Source organism: Aeromicrobium sp. Root344, assembly GCF_001425755.1.
In the GTDB taxonomy this organism is placed as follows: Bacteria; Actinomycetota; Actinomycetes; order Propionibacteriales; family Nocardioidaceae; genus Aeromicrobium.
This window is the reverse complement of sequence record NZ_LMDH01000001.1, coordinates 2993273-3015403: the sequence shown is the minus strand read 5'-3', so window position 1 is coordinate 3015403 and position 22131 is coordinate 2993273. Positions and strand designations below refer to the sequence as shown.

Annotated in this window: 23 protein-coding genes and 1 other RNA gene; 8 read left to right on the top strand and 16 right to left on the bottom strand. The window is 69.2% G+C overall.

Annotated elements, in window-relative coordinates; all coding sequences use genetic code 11:
• Positions 1–3: 3 nt before the first annotated feature.
• Genes ASC61_RS14890 through ASC61_RS14880 form a run of 3 tightly spaced genes read right to left on the bottom strand, consistent with a single transcriptional unit; the run spans position 4 to position 2280 of the window.
• Positions 4–1341 (bottom strand): glutamine synthetase family protein, encoded by a 1338-nt coding sequence (locus ASC61_RS14890; RefSeq protein WP_056213183.1) that lies wholly within the window; start codon positions 1339–1341, stop codon positions 4–6.
• A gap of 23 nt (positions 1342–1364) precedes the next feature.
• On the bottom strand, positions 1365–1691 hold the full coding sequence (locus ASC61_RS14885) for a winged helix-turn-helix domain-containing protein (protein ID WP_056213181.1): 327 nt from the start codon (positions 1689–1691) through the stop codon (positions 1365–1367).
• Positions 1678–2280: a hypothetical protein gene (locus ASC61_RS14880; RefSeq protein ID WP_056213180.1), complete on the bottom strand. Its 603-nt coding sequence runs from the start codon at positions 2278–2280 to the stop codon at positions 1678–1680. Before ASC61_RS14880 ends, ASC61_RS14885 begins: the two co-directional genes overlap by 14 nt.
• 137 nt (positions 2281–2417) lie before the next feature.
• Between ASC61_RS14880 and ASC61_RS14875 the strand changes: the two genes are divergently transcribed.
• From ASC61_RS14875 to ASC61_RS14865, 3 genes are all read left to right on the top strand, one after another.
• Complete coding sequence (locus ASC61_RS14875; protein ID WP_235503621.1) at positions 2418–4166, top strand: NAD+ synthase; 1749 nt, start codon at positions 2418–2420, stop codon at positions 4164–4166.
• 228 nt (positions 4167–4394) lie between these two features.
• Positions 4395–5279 (top strand): 3-methyl-2-oxobutanoate hydroxymethyltransferase, encoded by an 885-nt coding sequence (gene panB, locus ASC61_RS14870; protein ID WP_056213177.1) that lies wholly within the window; start codon positions 4395–4397, stop codon positions 5277–5279.
• 4 nt (positions 5280–5283) lie between these two features.
• On the top strand, positions 5284–6201 hold the full coding sequence (locus ASC61_RS14865) for an aminoglycoside phosphotransferase family protein (protein ID WP_056213175.1): 918 nt from the start codon (positions 5284–5286) through the stop codon (positions 6199–6201).
• Here the strand turns inward: ASC61_RS14865 and ASC61_RS14860 are convergent.
• Both ASC61_RS14860 and ASC61_RS14855 read right to left on the bottom strand, forming a co-directional pair.
• Positions 6198–6470: a hypothetical protein gene (locus ASC61_RS14860; protein WP_056213174.1), complete on the bottom strand. Its 273-nt coding sequence runs from the start codon at positions 6468–6470 to the stop codon at positions 6198–6200. The two genes, ASC61_RS14865 and ASC61_RS14860, sit on opposite strands and share 4 nt — an antisense overlap.
• Positions 6467–6664, bottom strand: a complete 198-nt coding sequence (locus ASC61_RS14855; RefSeq protein ID WP_056213172.1) for a hypothetical protein — start codon at positions 6662–6664, stop codon at positions 6467–6469. Before ASC61_RS14855 ends, ASC61_RS14860 begins: the two co-directional genes overlap by 4 nt.
• A gap of 51 nt (positions 6665–6715) precedes the next feature.
• On the opposite strand from ASC61_RS14855, the gene map reads away from it, so the two are divergent.
• The gene (gene map / locus ASC61_RS14850; RefSeq protein WP_157439514.1) at positions 6716–7564 is read left to right on the top strand and encodes a type I methionyl aminopeptidase; all 849 of its coding nucleotides are present in this window, start codon (positions 6716–6718) and stop codon (positions 7562–7564) included.
• A 6-nt stretch (positions 7565–7570) separates the two neighbouring features.
• Here the strand turns inward: map and ASC61_RS14845 are convergent, their stop codons facing one another.
• Positions 7571–7756 carry a hypothetical protein gene (locus ASC61_RS14845; RefSeq protein ID WP_056213168.1) on the bottom strand — a complete coding sequence of 62 codons (186 nt, stop codon included), beginning with the start codon at positions 7754–7756 and terminating at the stop codon, positions 7571–7573.
• Between the two features lie 63 nt (positions 7757–7819).
• A complete protein-coding gene (locus ASC61_RS14840; RefSeq protein WP_056213167.1) occupies positions 7820–8656 on the bottom strand; it encodes an aldo/keto reductase in 837 nt (278 codons plus the stop codon).
• A gap of 166 nt (positions 8657–8822) precedes the next feature.
• On the opposite strand from ASC61_RS14840, the gene ASC61_RS14835 reads away from it, so the two are divergent.
• Positions 8823–9062, top strand: coding sequence for a hypothetical protein (locus ASC61_RS14835; RefSeq protein WP_157439513.1), 240 nt, complete (start codon positions 8823–8825; stop codon positions 9060–9062).
• Between the two features lie 5 nt (positions 9063–9067).
• Here ASC61_RS14835 and ASC61_RS14830 read toward each other — a convergent pair whose 3' ends face one another.
• Positions 9068–9559: a hypothetical protein gene (locus ASC61_RS14830; RefSeq protein WP_056213163.1), complete on the bottom strand. Its 492-nt coding sequence runs from the start codon at positions 9557–9559 to the stop codon at positions 9068–9070.
• A gap of 34 nt (positions 9560–9593) precedes the next feature.
• Positions 9594–9973, bottom strand: an RNA gene (rnpB, locus tag ASC61_RS19220) — RNase P RNA component class A.
• Between the two features lie 242 nt (positions 9974–10215).
• Between rnpB and ASC61_RS14825 the strand changes: the two genes are divergently transcribed.
• From ASC61_RS14825 to ASC61_RS14815, 3 genes are read left to right on the top strand one after another with little or no spacing between them, the layout of a single operon-like run.
• Positions 10216–10767, top strand: coding sequence for a TMEM165/GDT1 family protein (locus ASC61_RS14825; protein ID WP_056213161.1), 552 nt, complete (start codon positions 10216–10218; stop codon positions 10765–10767).
• Positions 10768–10777: 10 nt separating this feature from the next.
• Positions 10778–11842 carry an SLC13 family permease gene (locus ASC61_RS14820; RefSeq protein ID WP_056213160.1) on the top strand — a complete coding sequence of 355 codons (1065 nt, stop codon included), beginning with the start codon at positions 10778–10780 and terminating at the stop codon, positions 11840–11842.
• A gap of 17 nt (positions 11843–11859) precedes the next feature.
• Positions 11860–12624 (top strand): YaaA family protein, encoded by a 765-nt coding sequence (locus ASC61_RS14815; protein ID WP_056213158.1) that lies wholly within the window; start codon positions 11860–11862, stop codon positions 12622–12624.
• An 11-nt stretch (positions 12625–12635) separates the two neighbouring features.
• Here the strand turns inward: ASC61_RS14815 and ASC61_RS14810 are convergent, their stop codons facing one another.
• The 7 genes from ASC61_RS14810 to ASC61_RS14780 form a co-directional block, all read right to left on the bottom strand.
• Positions 12636–13739, bottom strand: a complete 1104-nt coding sequence (locus tag ASC61_RS14810; protein WP_056213156.1) for a bifunctional RNase H/acid phosphatase — start codon at positions 13737–13739, stop codon at positions 12636–12638.
• The gene (locus ASC61_RS14805; RefSeq protein ID WP_056213155.1) at positions 13736–14479 is read right to left on the bottom strand and encodes a zinc ribbon domain-containing protein; all 744 of its coding nucleotides are present in this window, start codon (positions 14477–14479) and stop codon (positions 13736–13738) included. Before ASC61_RS14805 ends, ASC61_RS14810 begins: the two co-directional genes overlap by 4 nt.
• Positions 14480–14537: 58 nt before the next feature.
• Positions 14538–15659, bottom strand: a complete 1122-nt coding sequence (locus ASC61_RS14800; RefSeq protein ID WP_056213153.1) for a Nif3-like dinuclear metal center hexameric protein — start codon at positions 15657–15659, stop codon at positions 14538–14540.
• A gap of 76 nt (positions 15660–15735) precedes the next feature.
• Positions 15736–17391, bottom strand: coding sequence for a phospholipase C (locus ASC61_RS14795; protein ID WP_082530692.1), 1656 nt, complete (start codon positions 17389–17391; stop codon positions 15736–15738).
• A 54-nt stretch (positions 17392–17445) separates the two neighbouring features.
• Entirely contained in the window at positions 17446–18690 is a 1245-nt protein-coding gene (efeB, locus tag ASC61_RS14790; RefSeq protein WP_056213151.1) for an iron uptake transporter deferrochelatase/peroxidase subunit, read from the bottom strand.
• Entirely contained in the window at positions 18687–19871 is a 1185-nt protein-coding gene (locus tag ASC61_RS14785; RefSeq protein WP_082530691.1) for an EfeM/EfeO family lipoprotein, read from the bottom strand. Before ASC61_RS14785 ends, efeB begins: the two co-directional genes overlap by 4 nt.
• A 143-nt stretch (positions 19872–20014) precedes the next feature.
• Positions 20015–22126, bottom strand: coding sequence for a RecQ family ATP-dependent DNA helicase (locus ASC61_RS14780; protein WP_056213147.1), 2112 nt, complete (start codon positions 22124–22126; stop codon positions 20015–20017).
• Between the last annotated feature and the right edge of the window lie 5 nt (positions 22127–22131).

The window sequence follows — 22131 nt, the reverse complement described above, 5'->3', positions numbered from 1 at the left end:
CCCTCACACCATCGGCATGAGGCGGTCGAGCTCGAACTGGGTGACCTGGGACCGGTAGTCCTGCCACTCGGCCCGCTTGTTGCGCAGGAAGAAGTCGAAGACGTGCTCGCCCAGCGTCTCGGCGACGAGCTCGCTGCTCTCCATCGTCCGGATCGCCTCGTCGAGGTTGCGCGGCAGCGGGGCGATGCCCATCGCCTTGCGCTCGTTCTCGCTGAGGCCCCAGACGTTGTCCTCGGCCTCGGCCGGCAGCTCGTACTTGCCCTCGATGCCCTTCAGGCCCGCAGCGAGCACGAGCGCGAACGCGAGGTAGGGGTTGCAGCCCGAGTCGATGCCGCGGTGCTCGACGCGCGCCGAACCACCCTTGTGCGGCTTGTACATCGGCACGCGGATCAGCGCCGAGCGGTTGTTGTGGCCCCAGCAGACGTAGTTGGGCGCCTCTCCCCCGCCGGCCAGGCGCTTGTAGGAGTTGACCCACTGGTTCGTCACCGCGGTGATCTCGGGGGTGTGCTCGAGCACTCCGGCGATGAACGCGCGCCCGGTCTGCGAGAGCTGGTACTCCGCGCCGGCCTCGTAGAAGGCGTTCTCGTCGCCCTCGAACAGTGAGACGTGCGTGTGCATGCCAGAGCCCGGGTGCGTCGTGAACGGCTTGGGCATGAACGACGCCCACTTGTCCTGGCTCAGGGCCACCTCGCGGACGACCGTGCGGAACGTCATGATGTTGTCGGCCGTCGAGAGCGCGTCGGCGTAGCGGAGGTCGATCTCCTGCTGGCCCGGGCCGCCCTCGTGATGGCTGAACTCGACCGAGATGCCCATGTTCTCGAGCATCGTGATGACCTCGCGGCGGAAGTCCTGACCGCCACCCTGGGCCGTGTGGTCGAAGTAGCCGCTGTCGTCGACCGGCACGGGCTGCTCGCCGAGCCCGGGCTTGCCCTTGAACAGGTAGAACTCGATCTCGGGGTGGGTGTAGAACGTGAAGCCTGCCTCGGCCGCCTTCTGCAGCGTGCGCTTGAGCACGTGACGCGGATCGGCGTACGACGGGGTGCCGTCGGGCATGAGGATGTCGCAGAACATGCGCGCGGTCGCGGGCGTCTCGCCGCGCCACGGGAGGATCTGGAACGTCGACGGGTCAGGCATTGCGAGCATGTCGGACTCGTGCACGCGGGCGAAGCCCTCGATCGCCGAGCCGTCGAAGCCGATGCCCTCGGCGAAGGCGCCCTCGAGCTCCGCCGGGGCGATGGCGACAGACTTCAGCGAGCCCAGCACATCGGTGAACCACAAACGTACGAACCGGACGTCACGCTCCTCGAGGGCGCGCAGCACGAAGTCTTCCTGTTTTCCCATGCTCACAGTGTGACGACGACGTGTTACGGCAATGTTTCAGGGTTCGCCTGAGACAGGGACCTCAGCCGCTCCAGCTGGTCCCAGTGCCGGGCCACCCGCTCGGCACCGTCCTTGGTGAGCGCGACGTTGGTGTTGGGCTTCTTGCGGACGAAGCGCTTCTCGACGGTCACGAGACCCGCGTCCTCGAGCTTGGTGAGGTGGCTCGACAGATTGCCCTTGGTGAGCCCCGTCGTCCGCTGCAGGAACACGAAGTCGGCGTCGGCGACCGAGGACAGCACGGTCAGGATCGCCAGGCGACCCGGTTCGTGGATCAGCCGGTCGAGCAGGAAGCCCTCGTCAGACTCCGGCACGGTCGGCCCCGATCCCGGTGCCGGCCGGTCCGAAGCGGCGCACAAGCAGACGGTGGTCCAGCAAGCCGCTGATGATCATCGCGATGCCGGCGAGCCACAGGCCCGTGTTGCCGCTCTCGCCGCCGCGTTCCCAGACCGGCAACGCACCGACGATCACCAGCCCGCCGTAGATCACCACGTGATGGAGCCGGAGGCCCACCGCGGCAGCGATCGACAGCAGGAACACCAGTCCCAGGGTGATGGCCGTCGTGTTGACCGGAAGGTCCAGAGACCACGACGCACGGCTCGACAACCACAACGAGCCGAGGATCACCAGCGGAACCGCGACCAGGACCACGACTGCCACCCGCGCCCGGTGCTTCACCGACGGCGTGGCCCGGCCGAAACGGTCGGTGTAGAAGGCGTGGATCGGCCAGGTCAGGCCGGCCAGCACGATCACTCCGACGACGAACACCCAGTTGTGGCGAAGCGGCCCCCACGCGGCGTTGCCAAGCGCAGCGAGGATGGCCAGAAGGCCGCCCACCACGCCGAACAGTCCACGGAACTGCGCGTTCTCGGCCACTGCTGTCTCGATGCCTCTGCGATCCATGTCAATCTCCAGACTGGTTTGTGGTGCAAACCTAGAGCGCCATCTCAGCAATGTCAAACTGGTCTGCGGTGCAAACCCGAGGTGCCGTCACCGCGCGCTCGCCCCAAGGCCACGGATAGGCTGAACCCGTGCCCCAGATGCGACTCGCCCTTGCCCAGGTCAATGCCACGGTCGGCGATCTGGCCGCCAACGCCGACCTCGTCGTCGACTACTGCAAGCAGGCCGTCGCCCTGGGCGTCCACCTCGTGGTGTTCCCCGAGATGATGTTGACCGGCTATCCCATCGAGGACCTCGCGATGCGGGCCTCGCTCATCAGGGCCTCGCGCGCCGCCGCCGAGGATCTCGCCGTACGCCTCAAGGACGAAGGCTGCGGGGACCTCGTCGCGATGGTCGGCTTCCTCGACCAGGCGCAGCACGTCACCGACCAGATCGGCATCCCCAAGAACGCCCCCACCAACTCGGTCGCGGTCATGCACGGCGGCGAGATCGTGGCCCGGCAGGCCAAGCACCACCTCTGGAACTACGGCGTCGGCGACGAGATCCGCAACTTCGTCGCGGGCGACACGATCAACATCGTGCAGATCGGCGGCGTCGACGTCGCGCTCGCGATCTGCGAGGACCTCTGGCGCGACGGTCCGTCCGCAGCCGCCAAGGCTGCCGACGCGGCGCTGCTGGTGGTGCCCAACGGCTCGCCCTACGAGGCCGACAAGGACGACGTACGCCTCGAGCTCTGCGCACGTCGCGCCGCCGAGGGCGAGTGCGTGCTGGCCTACGTCAACCTCGTCGGCGGTCAGGACGAGCTGGTCTTCGACGGCGACTCGATCGTGGTCGACGCCGGCGGCACGGTGCTCGGGCGGTCCGGACAGTTCGAGCCCGAGCTGCTCGTGGTCGACCTCGACCTCCCGGCTGCGACCCCGGCGATGCCTGATGCCGGCGAGCGCTTCGGCGGCCTCGCCATCAAACGTACGATCGTCAGCTCCGAACCGTTCGAGGCGTACGAGCCGCTGCCGACCGTCACCAACGAGCGCATGCCGAGGCTCGAGGAGATCTGGACCGCGCTGGTGGTCGGCCTGCGTGACTACGTGCGCAAGAACGGCTTCCAGTCCGTCCTGTTCGGCATGTCGGGCGGCATCGACTCCACCCTCGTCGCCGCGATCGCGGTGGACGCCCTCGGGCCCGAGAACGTCTTCGGCGTCTCCAACCCGAGTGCGTGGTCGAGCGAGCACTCCAAGTCCGACGCCGCCGAGCAGGCCCGTCGCACGGGGTTGTCGCTCGACACCGTCCCGATCGCGCCGATCTTCGACGCGTACCAAGAGGCCCTGCACCTCGACGGCCTCGCGGAGGAGAACCTGCAGGCCCGGATCCGCGCCGTCATCTGGATGGGTCTGTCCAACCAGCACGGTCACCTCGTCCTGGCGTGCGGCAACAAGTCCGAGCTCGCGACCGGCTACTCCACGATCTACGGCGACGCCGTCGGCGCCTACGCCCCGATCAAGGACGTGCCCAAGACGCTCGTCTGGGAGCTCGCGAAGTGGCGCAACCAGGCCGCGGTCGAGCGCGGCGAGACGCCGCCCATCCCCGAGGACACCATCACCAAGCTGCCGTCGGCCGAGCTGCGGCCTGGGCAGTACGACTCGGACTCGCTGCCGCCCTATCCCCTGCTCGATGCCGTCCTGGATGCCTACGTCGAGCGCGATCTCGGCTCCGCCGACGTCATCGCCGAGGGCTTCGACCCCGCGCTGGTGGAGCGCGTCATCACACTGGTCGACCGCGCGGAATACAAACGCCGCCAGTACCCGCCGGGCCCCAAGGTGTCGCGCCGCAACTTCGGTCGCGATCGCCGCGTGCCGATCACCCATCGCTGGCGCGAGAAGCTCGACGGCTGAGCGCTTGCCGGGCAGGCGGTGAGTAAGTCGCCCTGCCGGAACGCTGATGGGCGACCAGGTCACCGCTCCTCGGCGCTGACGGGCGACCAGGCCACCGCCGACATCCGCCTCCCCTGATCTGGTCGCCCGTGAGTTCGTTCACACTCGGTGGCGCGTGGCCCGTGATCTGGCACGCTGGAGACATCCGTGGACTCCGCGAGGAGCTGCGAGACGACAAGGAGAACCACCATGGCTGACGCCACCCCTGAAGAGACCGCACCGTACGGCTCCGGACCCGCCGCAGCGCCCGCTGCCCAGGCCGGAAGCACCCAGATCCGCAAGATCCGTACGCATCACCTCCTGCAGATGAAGGAGCGCGGTGAGAAGTGGGCGATGCTCACGGCGTATGACCAGTACGCCGCCGCGACGTTCGACGAGGCCGGCATTCCCGTCATGCTCGTCGGGGACTCCGCGAGCAACAACGTCTTCGCCAACGAGACCTCCCTGCCGGTCACGGTCGACGAGCTCATTCCCCTCGTTCGCGCCGTCACACGCTCGACGACACGTGCGCTGATCGTCGCCGACCTGCCGTTCGGGTCCTACCAGCGTTCGCCCGAGCAGGCCTTCGACACCGCCGTCCGCTTCATGAAGGAGGCGAACGCCCACGCGGTCAAGCTCGAGGGCGGACTGGCGATGGTGCCGCAGGTCAAGCTGCTCACGGATGCCGGGATCCCCGTCATGGCGCACATCGGATTCACACCCCAGGCCGAGCACAACCTCGGGGGCTATCGCGTGCAGGGCCGCGGCGATGCCGCCGAGCAGCTCATCGCCGAGGCCAAGGCGCTCGAGGAGGCCGGCGCCTTCGCGGTCGTCATGGAGATGGTCCCGGCACCCGTCGCCGCCGAGGTCACCAAGGCGCTGCGCATCCCCACGATCGGCATCGGCGCCGGGATCGACTGTGACGCCCAGGTGCTGGTGTGGCAGGACATGATGGGCCTGCGCACAGGCAAGGCGCCGCGATTCGTCAAGCGTTACGCCGACCTGCACGGTGTGATGCTCGAGGCCGCCAAGGCGTACGCCGACGATGTCGCCAACGGCGCCTTCCCAGCAGCCGAGCACAGCTTCGAGAGCTGACCGCATGCTGGGGACCTCGGGCGGACCGACCGTCGACCGCGAGAGTCTCGACGCCGCGCTCGCCGAGCGCCTCGTACGCACCCAGTTCCCGCAGTGGGCTGAGCTGCCGGTCCGTCCCGTGGACCTGCCCGGCTGGGACAACCGGACGTTCCGCCTCGGCGACACGATGTCGATCCGCCTGCCGACCGGCCCGTGGTACGCCATGCAGGTCGAGAAGGAGCAGCGGTGGCTGCCCGTGCTCGCCCCGAAGCTGCCGCTGCCGATCCCGGCACCAGTCGCCCTCGGTGAACCCGGCGAGGGCTATCCGTACGCGTGGTCGATCTACCGCTGGATCGACGGCCGCCCGGCGACGCCCGACAGCATCGGCAGCCTGACGACGTTCGCCACCGACCTCGCCGGCTTCCTCGTGGCGCTGCGGCAGGCGGACGCCACAGGCGGTCCCGGCCCCGGGCAACACAACTTCTTCCGCGGCGGCCCGCTCGAGACGTACGAGGACGAGGCCCGGGCGGCGATCGACGAGCTCGACGACGCCATCCCGAGTGACGTCGCCCGACGCATCCTCGACGACGCACTGACCGCCACGTGGTCAGGGCCGCCCGTGTGGTTCCACGGCGACGTGGCGATCGGCAACCTGCTCGTCACGGACGGCACATTGTCGGGCGTCATCGACTTCGGCACGTCGGGGGTCGGCGACCCGGCCTGCGACGTCGTGATCGCGTGGACGCTGCTGGACGACGACAGCCGAGCCGCCTTCCGCCGTACGCTCGCCGTCGGCGACGTCATGTGGGCGCGCGGGCGCGGCTGGGCCCTGTGGAAGGCGCTCATCACGTACGCGCAGCTCCGACGGGACAGCGACACCGTCGCGGCCGCCGATGCGAAGCGTGTTCTCGACGCCATCTTCACCGAGTACGACGGCGCCTAGGGGCTCCAGTCCCAGACGACGGCGCCGAACCATGCGAGCCCGGCCCACAGCAGCAGCCCGACGACCGGCACGACGATCGTGCGTCGCGGGTGCGTGCGCGCCCACGTCGCCACGAGCCACACCTCGGGGATGAGCAGCGCGAACGCGATCGCGACCCCCCACCAGGGCGCGAACAGGCCGGTCGACACCGAGCACCACAGCACCATGAAGAGCCCGACGACGGCGATCCATGGACCGGAGCGGTCGAGCTGGAGCCTGCGGCGGCTCACTCCTTCGGCTGCTCGGCGTCGTCGTTCCAGTCGGGGTCGTTGTCCCAGTTCTTCGTACGCTCCGCCGCGATCTCGTAGGCGTGCGACGCCTCCTCGGCCGTGTCGTAGGGACCGAGGCGATCAGCTGCGCGGCAGCCTTCCTCGCCCTCGACCGTGTTGTGCTTCGTGCAGTAGTAGAACTTGCCCTCGCTCATGCCTCCATCCTGCCCCAACCGGCGTTGGCGTGCGTTCTCTAGACTCTGCGGGTGACTGTCCTGACTGCTGGCCGCCTGTCCCCCGAGCGCGCGGTCCCGGCATCGATCGAGCATCCCGAGTACGTCGGACAGATCGCGCCGCTGCCCTACCGCGGTCCCTACGTCCGTGACGACGAGACGATCGCGGCGATGCGGGTCGCCGGCCGGATCGCTGCCCAGGCGCTGGATGCCGTCGAGGCCGCCATCGCGCCGGGCGTGACGACCGACGAGCTCGACCGCGTCGGCCATGAGTTCCTCGTCGACCACGGCGCCTACCCCTCGACGCTCGGCTACCGCGGCTATCCCAAGTCGCTGTGCAGCAGCGTCAACGAGGTCATCTGTCACGGCATCCCCGACGACCGCCCGCTCGAGGACGGCGACATCGTCAACATCGACATCACGGCGTTCATCGGCGGCGTCCACGGTGACACCAACAAGACCTATCTCGTCGGCGACGTCGACCAGGAGTCGCGACTGCTCGTCGAGCGTACGCATGAAGCCACGATGCGGGCGATCCGCGCCGTCAAGCCGGGCCGCGAGATCAACGTGATCGGGCGGGTCATCGAGTCGTACGCCAAGCGCTTCGGCTACGGCGTGGTCCGTGACTTCACCGGTCACGGCGTGGGACCGGCATTTCATGACGGCCTCGTGATTCCCCACTACGACGACCCGTCCTACGACACCGTGATCGAGAAGGGCATGACGTTCACGATCGAGCCGATGCTGACCCTGGGATCGGTCGAGTGGGACATGTGGGACGACGGGTGGACCGCCACGACGCAGGACAAGTCGCGCACGGCTCAGTTCGAGCACACGCTGCTGGTCACCGCCGACGGCGCCGAGATCCTGACCCTGCCCTGACCGGGCTCAGCGCAGGAATGCCTTGACCAGGAAGGCCACGACGATCCCGATGCCGGCGCCGAGCAGCGCGGCCGGGAGGAACAGGCCATCACCCGCGAACAGTCCGACCGCCCCGCCGACCAGGATCCCGAGTCCCGCGCCCACCGCGTACGTGTAGGTCGACGACGGCTCGGGAGGGTGGTGTTCGCTCATGACCCGAAGCGTATCCGCCTGGCGCCGCCCCTGTAACTGCTTGTGACAGCCGCCTCGTGCAGGTCAGGGAATCCAGTTGAACTCGTCCGGGTTCGGTCCGGTCCGCTGCCCCTTGTCGAGCGCCGTGATGAGGCCGAGGTCCGAGTCGGAGAGCTCGAAGTCGAAGAGGTCGAAGTTCTCCTCGACCCGGCTGCGGGTGACCGACTTGGGGAAGACGATGTCGCCCCGCTGCACGTGCCACCGGAGGACGACCTGGGCCGGCGTCTTGCCGTGCGCCTTGGCGATGCCGGTGATGACCGGGTCGTCCAGCACGAGTCCCTGCGCGATCGGCGACCACGCCTCGGTCGCGATGCCGTGCTCGGCGTTGACCGCGCGCACGTCGTCGTTGGTCAGGTAGGGGTGCACCTCGATCTGGTTGACCGCAGGGACGACGTCGGTCTCCTGCACGAGACGGCGGATGTGGTTGGCCTGGAAGTTGGACACGCCGATCGCCTTGGCCCGGCCGTCGCGATAGACCTCCTCGAGGGCCTTCCACGTCTCGACGAAGTCGATGTCGATGCCGGGCAGCGGCCAGTGGATCAAGAACAGGTCGAGGTAGTCGAAGCCCAGGACCTCGAGGGACTCCTCGAACGCCGCGATGGCGTCATCGTGGGCGTGAAACCCGTTGTTGAGCTTGCTCGTGACGAACACCTCGGACCGGTCGAGGCCCGACTCCCGCAGGGCCTCGCCGACGCCTCGCTCGTTGCGATACATCTCCGCGGTGTCGATGTGGCGATAGCCGACCTCGAAGGCCGTCAGCGTCGCCTCCTTGGTGTCCTCTGGCGGCACCTGGTAGACGCCGAATCCGAGCTGAGGGATCGACACACCGTTGTTCAGGGCGATCGTGGGCACAGTGCTCATGAAGCAGACTCCTGGAAGATCGGGGGCGAGGTCAGGCTGTCCGAGGCTCTAGCCGGCCTTCGGGGGCAGCCTTCACCAGCCTACGGGGGACGTGATGATCAGCACGCCTAACTTCCGGGACCCCCCGTCGTTCTTGATGTGGAAGCTCAGACGAGGAGGGGCGAACGTGCATCGAGTCGTACTCAACATGCAGATGAGCAGCGACGAGGCGTTCACGACCGTGTCCACCGCCATGGGCGCCATTCCCGACATCACGATCGACGCTCCTGGCTGGAACAACAACCGCCACCTCGTCGTGACGATCCAGACCGAGGATCCCGACATCGTCGACATCGTCCGCGAGATCACGTGGCAGTTCGACGCGCTCGCGATCCAGCACTCGCTGCACCTCGCCGACGCCGGCTGAAGAGCTCACCGGCGCCTGAGCGGCCGCAGGGTGAAGAGGTTGTCGGACGGGTCGACGACGGCGTTGAACTTCGCGCCGACGACGTACGCCTTGTCGTGGTCGTCCCGATAGACCGCGCGGAACCCCGGTACGTCCTCACCGCTGATCCGCAGCTGCATGCGTGCGACGTCGGCCGAGCCGTCGCCTGGATCTGTGACCTCGAGGTCGAGGATCTCGGCGATCGCGTCGCGCCCGTCACGGCGGAGCCGTCGGGTGTCGTCGCGCGCCTGGTCGGCCTCGTACCATATCCACGATCCGAGGAGGCCCATCACGAGCACGAAGCCGGCGATGGTCAGCGTGGCGCCCCACCACGGCTGCTCGACCTGGTCGAAGACCAGCATCGCCGGCCAGAACAGGATGAACAGCCAGCACGCGATCGCGTTGAACCGGAAGAACAGCCGCGCGAACGGACCGGCGATCGAAGCCTGCTTGGCGGTGAGGACCTCATCCGTGGACATGCTGTCAGGATATCGGCGCGCAGGGGGTCTGGGGCGAATGAGCCGGCCTGTAAGCCGGATCCTGTCGGGCCACCGAAGTGGCCCGGGCGACCATCCATCTGGGACGTCCATTGCTGGACGCCTCGTGCGACCTACCCGCTGACATAGGACGAGCAGCCCGTCAGCGCAGACCCGAAGGTCCTCTTGGTCTTGCTCCCGGTGGGGTTTACCTAGCCGCCCCGGTCACCCGGAGCGCTGGTGAGCTCTTACCTCACCGTTTCACCCTTACCCGTTCCCCGAAGGGCCGTTGGCGGTTTGATTTCTGTGGCACTGTCCCGCACGTCGCCGTGGGTGGCCGTTAGCCACCACCGTCGCTCTGCGGAGTCCGGACTTTCCTCGACACCACAGGGGTGCCGCGGCCGCCCGGCCGACTCATTCGCGTCTGCAAGCCTACCGCCCGCCGGAGCCTCGGGACGCCGTCCGCTAGACTGGCGGTACGAAAGGGAGTAGTCCCCAACGGCTGTGTCGACATACTGACTCCACGAAACTGTGGGTTCCGGTGCAGCAGGCCACCTCGCGGTGGCGGACGAGACTTTCGACCGGAATTTGTCGATGACAATGCCTGGTCGAAGGCTTGTCATCCGGCTCTTCGTCCAGGTGGACGAGGAGCTTTCTTCATGTACGCGGTCCTGCTGAGTGCGGCGCTGGTGTTCGTCGCCGAGCTCGGCGACAAGAGCCAGCTGATGTCGATGACGTTCGCGACCCGCTATCGGGCGCGAACCGTGATCCTCGGCGCCGGTCTCGCCTGCACCCTCACCAACCTGGTGTCCGCCTTGGTCGGCAACGCGATCGGCGATGCGTTGCCCGAGCACGCCGTGCGCGTGGCGGGTGGAGTGCTGTTCCTGGTGTTCGCCGCGCTCACGCTGCGTCATCTGGCCGCTGGGGATGAGCCCAAGCCGCCCGCAACGGGTGGCGCCGCGGTCTTCGTCGTCGGGCTCGCATTCGTGCTGTCCGAGCTCGGGGACAAGACGATGCTCGCGACGATGACGCTCTCGACGCAGTACCACTGGACGCTGATCTGGATCGGCAGCACGATCGGCATGCTCGTCTCGATCGTGCTCGCGGTGTTCGTCGGCCGGGCTCTGCTGCAGGTCCTGCCGATCAAGGCCGTCCACCTCGTGTCGGCGCTGCTGTTCGCCGGTGTCGGGGTCTGGATGCTCGTCGGCTAGCGTCCTCGGGGTGACACACGACCTGGGCTCGCTGGCAGAGATCGTCGGCTTCCTGGTCGCGATCATGGTGCTGGCGCAGGCATGCGCCGACGAGGGCCTGTTCGACGTGCTGGGTGACCGGGTGTCGAGGTCAGCCGGCGGGTCGAGCGTCAGGCTGCTGGCCTGGAGCGTCGGTCTCGCCGCCGCGGTCACAGCGGTTCTCAGCCTGGACGCCACCGTGGTGCTGCTGACCCCGATCCTCATCGCCGCCAGCGCGCACCGGTCGCACGCGTACGCCACGGTGCGGCTGGCCAACTCCGGCTCGACGCTGCTGCCGGTGTCGAACCTGACGAACCTGCTCGTGTTCGGAGCGACCGGTCTGACGTTCGTGGGCTTCACGTGGGCGATGCTCCCGGTCTGGGTGGTCGCCGTCGCCGGTGAGTACGTCGTCCTGAGGTGGTGGTTCCGCGCGGAGACGCGCGAGCCGTACGCGACGCCGGTCGGCGAGCCGCGCGCTCTCCCACTGTTCCCGTTGGCCGTCGTCCTGGTCGTCCTGCTCGCCCTCGCGAGCGGGACCACGCCGTGGATTCCCGCGGCCGCCGGAGCGATCCTCGTCAGCGTGTACGCCCTGGTGCGGCGCACCGCGTCCTGGCGTGATCTCATCGACGCCGCGAACCTCCCCCTCGCCGTCGTGGTCCTGGCCTGGGCGCTCCTCGTGTCCTGGCTCGGCACGACTGCCGTCGGCGGGTGGTTCACCGACGCGATGCCGGCCGGAACCGGGCTCGGCGCACTGCTGGTCACCGCGCTGGTGGCGATGGTCGCCGCCAACCTCATCAACAACCTGCCGGCGACCCTGTTGCTCCTGCCAGCCGCCGACTCAGCCGGATCTCTCGCGATCCTGGCGCTGCTCATCGGCGTCAACGTCGGCGCCAACCTGACCATGGTCGGGTCGCTGGCCAACCTGTTGTGGCGACAGTCCGGCGGCCGGGCACTGTCGACCGTACGGGAGTTCCATCTGCTCGGGCTGGCGACGACTCCCGCGCTGGTGGTCATCTGCACCGTGGTGCTCTGGGCGTGGACCTCGCTCATCTGGTGAGTCTGTAGGGTCGGTCCGTGCTGATCCTGCTGCCGCCCTCCGAGGGCAAGACCCGCCCGGAGTCCGGCGCACCTCTCGACTTCGACACGCTGTCCTTCGGCCGGCTCACGCCGGTGCGCGCACAGCTCCTGCGTACGCTCGTGAAGCTCTGCAACGGCAACCCGAAGCGCGCCATGGAGGTCCTCGGCCTCGGGACCACGCAGGCTGAGGCAATCGCCGTCAACGCGATGCTGCTGGATGAGCCGACCGCACGCGCCGACGAGATCTACACCGGCGTGCTGTTCTCCGAGCTCGACCTGCCGAGCCTCGACGACGCGTCGCGCAAGCGGGCCGATGAGTCCCTCGCGATCGCCAGCGCCCTGTTCGGGCTCCTCCGGCCCGACGACCTGATCCCGGCCTACCGGCTGTCGGGCAACGTGACGCTGCCTCGGCTCGGGACCGTCGCGGGCCGGTGGCGTGCTCCGCTCCCCCGCGTCATGGGTGAGCTGGCGGGCGACGGGCTGCTCGTGGACCTGCGCTCCGGGACGTACACCGCCCTCGGCAAGCCGCCTGCAGAGCTGGCCGAGCGCACCGCGACGATGCGGGTGCTGCACGAGCACGGCGGGGCACGCAAGGTCGTCAGCCACTTCAACAAGGCGACCAAGGGCCGCATCGTGCGCGGGCTGCTGGAGTCAGGTGCGGATCCTCGTACGCTCGACGAGCTGCAGAGCGTGCTCGCCGATCTCGGTTGGACCGTCGAGCGAGAGGGCCAGCGCCTCGACATCGTCGTCGCCGAGGTCTGAGTCGCTCGGAGCTACTCCGGGACGACGTTGACGTTGCGGACCGAGGCCGCACCGTCCGGGAACCACTGGATCGTCGTGATCGACGCGGGCGACAGCTCGATCTTGTAGATCACCTGCATCGGCGCATCGAGTGCGAGTCGCACCAGCAGCTTGATCGGCGTGACGTGGCTGACCGCGACGACGGTCTTGCCGGCGTACGCCTCGAGGATCCGGTCACGTGCAGCTGCCACGCGTTCGGCGACGGTGTCGAACGGCTCGCCACCGGGCGGTGCCACCGCTGACGACCCGAGCCAGTCATTCAGCTCGCTCGGCCAGCGCTCCATGATCTCGGCGAAGGTGAAGCCGTCCCACTCGCCGAACGCGGTCTCCGCCAGTCCGGCTTCGAGGTCGACGTCAAGGCCGAGCTCGGCAGCCACGACGGCCGCCGTCTCGCGCGTGCGCTGCATCGGCGACGAGACGATCGCGTCGACGCCGCCGAGCCGTGTGAGCCAGGCCGCGGCCCGGCGGGCCTGCTCGACGCCGGTGGGGGTCAGGCTCGGGTCGTCTCCCCCACTGCCGGAGAACACCTTGCGCTCGGTCGCTGTCGTGACGCCGTGGCGCAGCAGGACGATCGTGGTCGGCTCGCCCGATGAGCCGCCTCGCCAGCCGAGCTGGGCACTTTGCGTCTGAGGCGCTGCGCCGCCGACCGTGCCGGGCCCACCCGCCGCCTCGTCGTCGAGTGCGGCGTTGGCGAGCGCGTCGGCCGCCGTGTTCTGCTCGCGCGGCACCCAGGTCCAGGTGACCGTGCCGTGGGGCAGGAGGGACCGAGCCTGCTCCGCGAGCGGCTGCATGCTGGCGTGCTTGATCTTCCACCGGCCGGCCATCTGCTCGATGACCAGCTTGGAGTCCATCCGCACCTCGACGTCGATGACGTCGGGTGCGTGCTCACGGGCCATCTCGAGACCGGCGATCAGTCCGGAGTACTCCGCCACGTTGTTGGTGGCGATGCCGATCGTCTCGCCCCGCTGGGCGATGACGGTCCCGGTGTCGGCGTCCCGGACCAGCGCGCCGTAGGACGAGGGACCCGGGTTGCCGCGCGAGCCACCATCGGCCTCGATGATGATCCGCGAGGTCACAGCCCGGACTCGGCCGTACGTACGAGGATGCGGCCGCACTCGGGGCAGCGGAGGACGTCGTCCTCCGGAGCGGCGGTGATGTCACGCAGGTCGGCGCCGTTGAGCTCGAGCCGGCAGCCCTCGCACCTGCGAGCCCGCAGGGCAGCCGCGCCGAGTCCGCCGTACTGGGCGCGCACCTTGTCGTAGAGCGCGATGAGCTCGTCGGGCACGCCGGTCGCCGCCTGGGCGCGGTCGGCCTGAGCCGCCGCAGCCTGCTCGTCGAGCACGACGATCGCGGCGTCGCGTGCGGCGACCGCCTGGGCCAGGTCTTCGTTGATGGCGTTGAGGTCTGACTCAAGAGCGGTCAACCGGGTCTGCGCCTCCTCGAGCTTCTCCATGACCTCGAGCTCGTCGTCCTCAAGGGTCGAGATGCGGCGCTCGAGGGCGACGAGCTCGTGCTGGAGGCTCTCGAGGTCCTTGGGGTTGCTGATCGCACCGGAGTTGAGCCGCTCTTCGTCACGGGCACGCCGGGTCTTGACCTGCTCGACCTCGGCATCGGCCTTCTTCTGTGCGCGGCTGAGGTCGGACACCTCGGTGTCGGCCTCGATCCGTGCCCCGTCGAGCTCCTTAGCCTTGGCCTGCAGATCAGCGATCTGGGCGTGCTCCGGGAGCGAGTTCTTGCGGTGCTGGAGCTGGGCGAGGGCGGAGTCCTGTGCCTGCAGGTCGAGCAGGGCGGACTGGGCGGTGGGGTCGGCTTTCACAAGGGCTACCGTACCGGCTCAAAGTTCTCCGCCACGGGCCGCTCGATCCGGCCGGCTGTCACGAAACGTGCGACGTCCAGGGATCGGTCACCAGCGTCGAGACCTTGGTCTCGACGCCGGCCAACCGCTCGGCGAGCGCACGCGACGCCACGGGCAGCCAGGTCCACTCTGCCGCCCAGTGGGGCACGTCGACGACGGCACACGCGCCCGGCTTCTCGAGGTGCTCGCTGACCGGGTGGTGCCGCAGGTCCGACGTGACGTAGACGTCGGCGCCGGCCGCGTCGGCCGTGGCCAGCAGGAAGTCGCCCGATCCGCCGCACAGCGCCACCGTGCGGATCGAACGCTTCGGGTCACCGGCCACACGAGTCGCGCTGTGGTGTGCCGGCAGCCGGTCCGACACGTGCGTGGCAAAGGCTGCCAGGGTCATCTCCGAGCCGAGCGTCCCGATGCGGCCGCTGCCGCGATCCGCCGCCTCGGCGGCGGGCTCGAGCACGTCGTAGGCGACCTCCTCGTACGGATGAGCAGCCATCAGCGCAGCCCGTACGTCGTCGCGCACCCGCCGCTCGGCCACCATCTCGATCCGCGCCTCGGCGACGTGCTCGACCGTGCCGACCCGGCCGATCGCCGGGTCGGCGCCGTCGAGGGGGCGGAACGATCCCGTGCCGGTCGACCGGAACTGCGCCGAGTCGTAGTCACCCATCCGCCCCGCGCCTGCGGCATGCATGGCAGCGGCGACCCGGTCGGCGTCGGCCTCGGGCACGAACACGACCCACTTGTCGGTCGGGTCGGCCGGATCGGCTTCGAGCGGACGTACGTTCGACAACCCCAGCGCCAGCGCCATCGACTCCGAGACGCCGAGCGCGGGGCTGTCGGCGTTGGTGTGGCAGGTGTGCAGCGCGATGCCGTTGCTGATCAGGGTGTGCACCACGCGGCCCTTGGGTGAGGTCGCCGCCACGCTCGTGACGCCCTTGAGCCACAGCGGGTGGTGCGTGACGACGAGATCGGCGCCCCAGGCGACCGCCTCGTCGACGACGGCCTGCACGGGGTCGACGGCGAACAGCACCTTGGTGACCTCCGCATCGGGGTCACCTGCGACCGTGCCGACGGCGTCCCAGCTGTCGGCCCACCGCGGGTCGTACAAACCGTCGAGGACGCTGACGACGTCACGCAGTGTGGGCATGCCGCCACTGTAGTGAAACCGGCGACGCCGTCCCGCACGAGCCGTGGAGGCCTCGTGCGGGACGGCGTCGGGCAGGTCAGCCCGCCTTGACCTTGACCGGCGGCATCGAGTTGACGGTGCCGTCCGACCGCAGCAGCACGGTGTGCTGCTGCGGGTGCCGGAAGTCGAACATCGCCGTGAACGTGTTCGCCCGGGAGTCGAACGCGTGGTCACCGATGCCCGACACACCCCAGTTCTGCTCGATGAACTTCAGCACCGAGGGCTGCTCGAGCCTGGTGTGCGACACGTAGTTGCGCTTCGCGAACGGCGAGATCACCACGAACGGCAGGCGCTGGCTCGGTCCGCAGCGATCCGCGTAGCCACCGGCCGGAGCCGTCGCCGACTTCGCGGCAGCGGTCGTGCAGACCGCCTGGTCCGTGGCGGGATCGGCCGAACCGTTGAGGATCGTCGGCGCCACGTGGTCGTACCAGCCGTCCGAGTCGTCGTACGTCACGACGATGGCAGTGCTCGACCAGGACTTCGACTTCTGGATCGCGTTGATCTCACGGGTGAGGAACTTCTGCTCGTCGAGCGGGCTGGAGTACGACGCGTGACCGTCCTGCGCCTCGGGGGCCTTCACGAACGACACCGCGGGCAGGGTGTTGGCCTTGACCGCCTGGTTGAAGTAGCTGAGGTCGTAGTTGTGGTTGGCCCGACCGTTGTGACCGACCTCGGCGAGCGACTTCGGTGCGAGGTGGTGCGGGTTGGAGGTCGACTTGTAGTACTCGAACGGAGAGTGGTGCGGCGAGTAGTCCCGGACGTTCTGCCCGATGCTGTTCGTCGTGGTCGTCTGGCACTTCGCGTAGTGCCCCTCGGTCCCGTCCCAGGCGGTCGACGGGGTGAAGCCGCCCTGGAACCAGCCCCACGTGACGCCCTGCTGATTGAGCCGGTCGCCGATGTTCTTGCCGGACATGCCCACCACGGCGGAGGTCGCCGTGTGGTCGTTGTCGGAGCAGTCGTCGTACGCCGGGTCGGGGTCACCGATCACGGTGCCGACGCCCGAGGCGTTCGGGCTCGCGACGGCGGTGGACCCGGTCAGCGCTGCCCCGGTGTTCGGGTCGTACGCCGTGCCGCCATGGGTCTGGCCCGACACGAGGTTGAGCGCGCCCGGGGTGGACGGGCCGAACGTGGTGTCCCAGTTGTTGTCGCTCATCGCGTAGTTCTGCGCGTAGTTCCACAGACCGGTGACGGTGTTGCCGTCGAAGTAGTCCATCGCGAGACCGGGGCTGCCGTAGAGGCCGGTGCAGGTGTCGACGCTGGTCGACTCGACGAACTTGTCCATCGCACCGCCGTTCACGGCCTTCTGCTCCGGCGTGTAGTTGTGGTTCTGGCTGCACGTCGCGTTCTGCGCGTGCGTGAGCCGGCTCGGCGCGTACGCGTTGGGGTTGTCGGTCAGCGCACCCGACGTCACGAGGTTGTTGTTCTTGGGCGTACGGCTGGAGCCGTGGAACGTCACGCCGTCGGAGTTCGCGGCCTTGGGATAGGTGCCGAAGTAGTGGTCGTACGAGACGTTCTCGTCGAACAGGACCACCAGGTGCTTGATGGGGGTCTTGGTGCGGGAGGTGCGCCCGCTCTGGTGTGCCACGCGCGGATGTGCGCTTGCGGCCGACAGCTGCACGCCGCCGGCCACGAGACCGGCTGCTGCCATGAGCGCCATCGCGCCCTGGCGCAGACGCTTGGTCCTTGTCACCATGATTCGTTCCTCATCTTCTCGGGGGGTGGGTGTTGCGTGTGGCTGGGCGACGGCTCAGGTGAGCAGCCGTCGGCCCAGCCAGTCCTGGTGGTCCCGCACGCCGGGGAGGGCGAAGAAGTAGCCACCCCCGAACGGCGAGACGTAGTCGACGAGGGGCTCGTCGGCGAGACGCTTCTGGATCGCGACGAACTGGCGCTCCAGGTCGGCGTTGAAGCACGTGAAGATCAAGCCCATGTCGAGGTTGCCGTTGGCGTCGGTGCCGCCGTCGTAGTTGTAGCCGCGACGCAGGATCTGCTGCTTCTTGGCACGCGCCGTGTGTGGGTTGGCAAGGCGGATGTGCGCGTCCATCTGGATCACCTCGCCCGACGGGTCGGCGGCGTAGTCCGGCACGTCGGTCTCCTTGGAGCCAGTGAGCGGCGCACCGCTGTCGCGTCGGCGGCCGAAGATGTTCTCCTGCTCACGGATCGAGATGCGGTCCCAGAACTCCACGAGCATCCGGATCTGGCGCACGACGTGATAGCTGCCGCCATCGACCCAGTCGGGCTCGTCGCCGCCGGACCGGGTCCAGACCAGCTCGTGCATCAGCGACGCGTCCGCGGTCGACGGGTTGGCCGAGCCGTCGCGGAACCCCATGAGGTTGCGCGACGATCCCGCCGGTCGAGGCGGTGAGTGGAAGCCGTCACGACGCCAGCGCACCTGCATCACTCCGCGGGTGGCGCGGGTGATCTCGCGCAGGGCGTGCAGCGTCGTGTCCTGGTGGTGACCACAGATCTGCAGCAGCAGGTCGCCGTCACACACCGTGCGGTCGAGGTCGTCGTTGGGGAAGTCCTCCATGCGACGCAGCCGTGCGGGCTTGCGGGCGGCCAGGCCGAACCGGTCGTCGAACAGCGACGCTCCGACGGACGTCGTGACCGTCAGGCCGTCGGCCGGGACCACCGGGCCCAGCACTCCGGAGTCCGACGGTGGTGTCGCCAAGCCGGTGTCCGGAGGGGTCCCGCCCTTCGTCAGGGACCGGGCCGTCGACGTGATCGTGCGGAACAGGTCAGCGAGCTCGGCCTTGGACGACGCTGTCACGTCGAGCGCCACATAGGTTGCCTGGGCCTGCGGCGGGGTGAGGATGCCACGCTGGTGGATGCCTTCGAAGGCGTACCGGTGAGCAGCGGTGTCGGTCGCCGCGCTCGCCGCTCTCGCCGCTTTGGGCAGCAGTGTCGAGCCGGCTGCGACGGCGGCGGCGCCGGCCGCTGCTCCGCCCAGGAGGTTGCGGCGGCTGACGCCGGTGGCTTCGGGATGGCGCCTCATGAGGTCCTCCTCGGGTCGCAGATCGCCGCGACGGGTGCGAGCAGCTCGAGCGTCGCGTCGATCTCGGCGTTGACCTTCTCCCGCTGGCTGCGGGTCAGTGCCGGGAGCGGCGTCCACGCGTCGTCAGTGCGCCTGAACGTACGGATCAGGTGCTGCGCGGTGTCGAGTGCTCGCTTCGTCGCCGGCAGGTCGGGATAGCGGGCCGCGAGGATCGTGCGGAGCGGCGCGAGGGCCTCGCGCGTGCCGGTCAGGTTGGCGTCGACGGTCGCCAGCGCGGTGTGGCTGCCGGCGTCGGTCCGGCCGGTGAGCTCGAGCTCGAGCGCGTTCTCGAGGATCTCGTGCGACCTCAGGCCGATGTCGACCGGATCGACCCGCCCGCTCGCGAACGCCGACCGCAACGCCGAGACCGAGCGCACCAGCCGTGACGCGTACGGGGCGATGTCGCTGGCCGGCGCCCCGCCGTAGAGCAGGGCCTCGATCCGGTGGAAGCCCTCGAGGTGTCGGTCCTGCCTCGCGGTCTTGCCCGGCGCCGGCAGCCCGTTGACCGCGGTGTCGAGGTCGCCGAAGGCGCCATAGGCGGCGCCCAAGGTCTCGTACGTCTGATGGGCGGTGAGCCAGCTCGCTCGCGCGGCGGAGAGATCGCCGGCCCTGAGGTCTGACTCGAGCTGTTGCACCTGGGTCTGGAGCACGGGGAGCCTGCCCTGGACCCAGGCCTGGTACGACTTCAGCGCCGGGATCAGCTCGTTGCGGGTGACCGGCTTCAGTGCAGGGGTCGCACCGACGACGGCCTTGGAGCCGGTGATCGTCACCTTGGCACCGAGGGCAGCCTCGCCATCAGCCGGCAGGCACACGAACCGGTAGGTCCCGTTGCCGAGCGTCACGGTGGCCTTCTGGCGCGCGGCAGCGCCGAGGCTCTCGACGTCGAGGTAGAGCGCACCGGTGGCCGCGTTCTCGAGGTGCACCTCTTCGCCGGCGACGGTGGTGTTGTGGATCTCGAACGTCTGGCGTCCGTCGTGCGGCGACGTCCAGCCCTTGCCGCAGTCGTCGACGCCGGCCGAGATGCGCACCGCCGACGAGGCGCCTGATGCGGCTGTCGCGCTTGGTCCACCGCACGCCGTCAGCGCGAGAGTCGCGCCGAGGATCCCTGCCAGAACTCCGCTGCGAGAGTCGATCGACCGCATCCTGATTTCGTCCTGTCCGAGAGCTCGTGGCTGGCTGCCACAAGAAGGTTGCAGGACGAAACCACGGGTTCCAAGCCAGAACCGGCCCCCGTGCCGACCCTTCGGCAAGCGTTCACTCGCCGGTCATCTGGGGCGCCGTCAGTTCAGGCGACGACCGCCAACGCGAGCGGGAGGACCGAGCCGGCACCGTGGCGGCGCAGCTCCCGGGCAGCGACCGTCAGGGACCAGCGACTGTCGATGCGATCGTCGACCAGGAGCACCGGCTGGCCGCCCAGGGCCGACAAGCCAGCCGCGAGCCGATCGCTGACGCCGAAGGTGCCCCAGACGTCCGCGAGCCGGTAGGCGCTGTTGCCGCCCGGACCACCGCCCGAGCCCTCACCGGTCTGGTCGAGCGACCCGAGGTCTTCGAGCCGGCCGATCCGCGCGATGCCCCGGGCCAGCGAGTCGACGAGCTGAGGATGCGACCTCGATGGCACGCTCACGACGGCAGCCGGTCGTTGCGCCCAGCCCCAGTCCTTGAGCACCCGGACGCAGGCGCCGAGCAGCTCGTCGGTGACCGGCGCGTCGGGAACGCCTGGCGCGAACAGCTCACGCAGCACGCCGCCCCACCCGAGATCGGTGAGACGGGCGACCGCACGGCCGGGCTCGAATCGTTCGTCCTCGGGGATCTTGCCCTTGGCCTCGACGCCCAGGCGGGTGGCGCCGGTGGGCCACTGCGCCCGAGGCTCGATCTCGACGCCCACCTTGTCGAGCGTGCTGGAGGCCACCCGGGCGGCGTCGGCGGCGACGTCGGTGGGGAACCACGGCTCGGTGCAGTTGTCGCACCGCCCGCAGGGTGCGGCTGTGGGGTCGTCGAGGTCGCGCTGCAGGATCTCCATGCGGCAGGTCGAGGCGCGCTCGTAGTCGAGCATCGACTTCTGCTCCGCGGCACGCGCCTCGGCGATGCGTTCGTAGCGCTCTCGGTCGTACGTCCACGGCTGACCGGTTGCGACCCAACCGCCCTGGACGCGGCGCACAGCCCCGTCGACGTCGAGCACCTTGAGCAGCAGCTCCAAGGGCGTACGCCTGATGTTGACGAGTGCCTCGAGCGCAGGCGTCGACAGCGGCGTGTCGCTCAGCTCGCCGATCACGGCCGCGGCCCGCTCCTCGCTCGGCATCGAGGACGTGGCGAAGTAGTGCCAGATCTCGGCGTCCTCGCGCCCGGGCAGCAGCAGGACGTCGGCGTTGTCGGTGGCACGGCCCGCGCGGCCCACCTGTTGGTAGTAGGCGACGGGCGACGACGGGGCTCCGAGGTGGATGACGAACCCGAGGTCGGGCTTGTCGAATCCCATGCCGAGCGCGCTGGTCGCGACGAGGGCCTTGAGCTCGTTGTCCTTGAGCTGCCGCTCGAGGTCCTCACGCTGCTCGGGGTCCGTCCGGCCGGTGTAGGCCCGGACGGCGTGACCGCCCTCGCGCAACAGGCGGGCGGTGTCCTCGGCCGCCGAGACGGTCAGCGTGTAGATGATGCCACTGCCCGGTAGCTTGGCGAGGTGGCTCAGCAGCCAGCCCAGGCGGTCACGGGAGCCGGTCAGCTCGAGCACGCCGAGGCGCAAGGACGTACGGGCGAGGGAGCCGCGGATCGTGGTCACCTGGTCGGCGGATCCGAGCTGCTCGGCGACGTCGGTCACGACGCGGGCGTTGGCCGTCGCCGTGGTGGCGAGCACCGGCAGGTCGCTGGGCAGCCGGCCGATCAGCTCGGCGAGGCGGCGATAGTCGGGGCGGAAGTCGTGGCCCCAGTCGGAGATGCAGTGCGCCTCGTCGACCACGAGCATGCCCATGCGGTCGATCAGGGCCGGCAGCTGCTCGTCACGAAAGCGCGGGTTGTTGAGCCGCTCGGGCGACACCAGCAGCACGTCGACCTCGTCGGCGGCGAGCTTGGCCTGGGTGTCCGCCCACTCGTGCGGGTTGGCCGAGTTGATGGCTACGGCTCGTACGCCAGCGCGTGAGGCGGCCGCGACCTGGTCGCGCATCAGCGCCAGCAGCGGCGAGACGAGCAGCGTCGGGCCCGAGCCACGCTGCCGCAGCAGCAGCGTCGCGATGAAGTAGACCGCCGACTTGCCCCAGCCGGTCCGTTGCACGACGAGCGCCCGTCGCCGGTCGTCGACGAGCGCCTGGATCGCCTCGAGCTGCCCGTCGTGGAAGACCGCGTCGTCGCGCCCGGTCAGCGTGCGCAGGGCGGTGGTGGCGTCCAGCTCGGTGCTCGTCGTCGAAGGCATGACCC

Coding starts and splice junctions, on each gene's coding strand:
- panB (WP_056213177.1), top strand. CDS start 4,395: ATGGCTGACGCCACCCCTGAAGAGACCGCACCGTACGGCTCCGGACCC.
- ASC61_RS14780 (WP_056213147.1), bottom strand. CDS start 22,126: ATGCCTTCGACGACGAGCACCGAGCTGGACGCCACCACCGCCCTGCGC.
- ASC61_RS14825 (WP_056213161.1), top strand. CDS start 10,216: ATGTACGCGGTCCTGCTGAGTGCGGCGCTGGTGTTCGTCGCCGAGCTC.
- ASC61_RS14845 (WP_056213168.1), bottom strand. CDS start 7,756: ATGAGCGAACACCACCCTCCCGAGCCGTCGTCGACCTACACGTACGCG.
- ASC61_RS14875 (WP_235503621.1), top strand. CDS start 2,418: ATGCGACTCGCCCTTGCCCAGGTCAATGCCACGGTCGGCGATCTGGCC.
- ASC61_RS14840 (WP_056213167.1), bottom strand. CDS start 8,656: ATGAGCACTGTGCCCACGATCGCCCTGAACAACGGTGTGTCGATCCCT.
- ASC61_RS14800 (WP_056213153.1), bottom strand. CDS start 15,659: ATGCCCACACTGCGTGACGTCGTCAGCGTCCTCGACGGTTTGTACGAC.
- ASC61_RS14785 (WP_082530691.1), bottom strand. CDS start 19,871: ATGCGGTCGATCGACTCTCGCAGCGGAGTTCTGGCAGGGATCCTCGGC.
- ASC61_RS14880 (WP_056213180.1), bottom strand. CDS start 2,280: ATGGATCGCAGAGGCATCGAGACAGCAGTGGCCGAGAACGCGCAGTTC.
- ASC61_RS14865 (WP_056213175.1), top strand. CDS start 5,284: ATGCTGGGGACCTCGGGCGGACCGACCGTCGACCGCGAGAGTCTCGAC.
- ASC61_RS14830 (WP_056213163.1), bottom strand. CDS start 9,559: ATGTCCACGGATGAGGTCCTCACCGCCAAGCAGGCTTCGATCGCCGGT.
- ASC61_RS14855 (WP_056213172.1), bottom strand. CDS start 6,664: ATGAGCGAGGGCAAGTTCTACTACTGCACGAAGCACAACACGGTCGAG.
- ASC61_RS14890 (WP_056213183.1), bottom strand. CDS start 1,341: ATGGGAAAACAGGAAGACTTCGTGCTGCGCGCCCTCGAGGAGCGTGAC.
- ASC61_RS14795 (WP_082530692.1), bottom strand. CDS start 17,391: ATGGTGACAAGGACCAAGCGTCTGCGCCAGGGCGCGATGGCGCTCATG.
- efeB (WP_056213151.1), bottom strand. CDS start 18,690: ATGAGGCGCCATCCCGAAGCCACCGGCGTCAGCCGCCGCAACCTCCTG.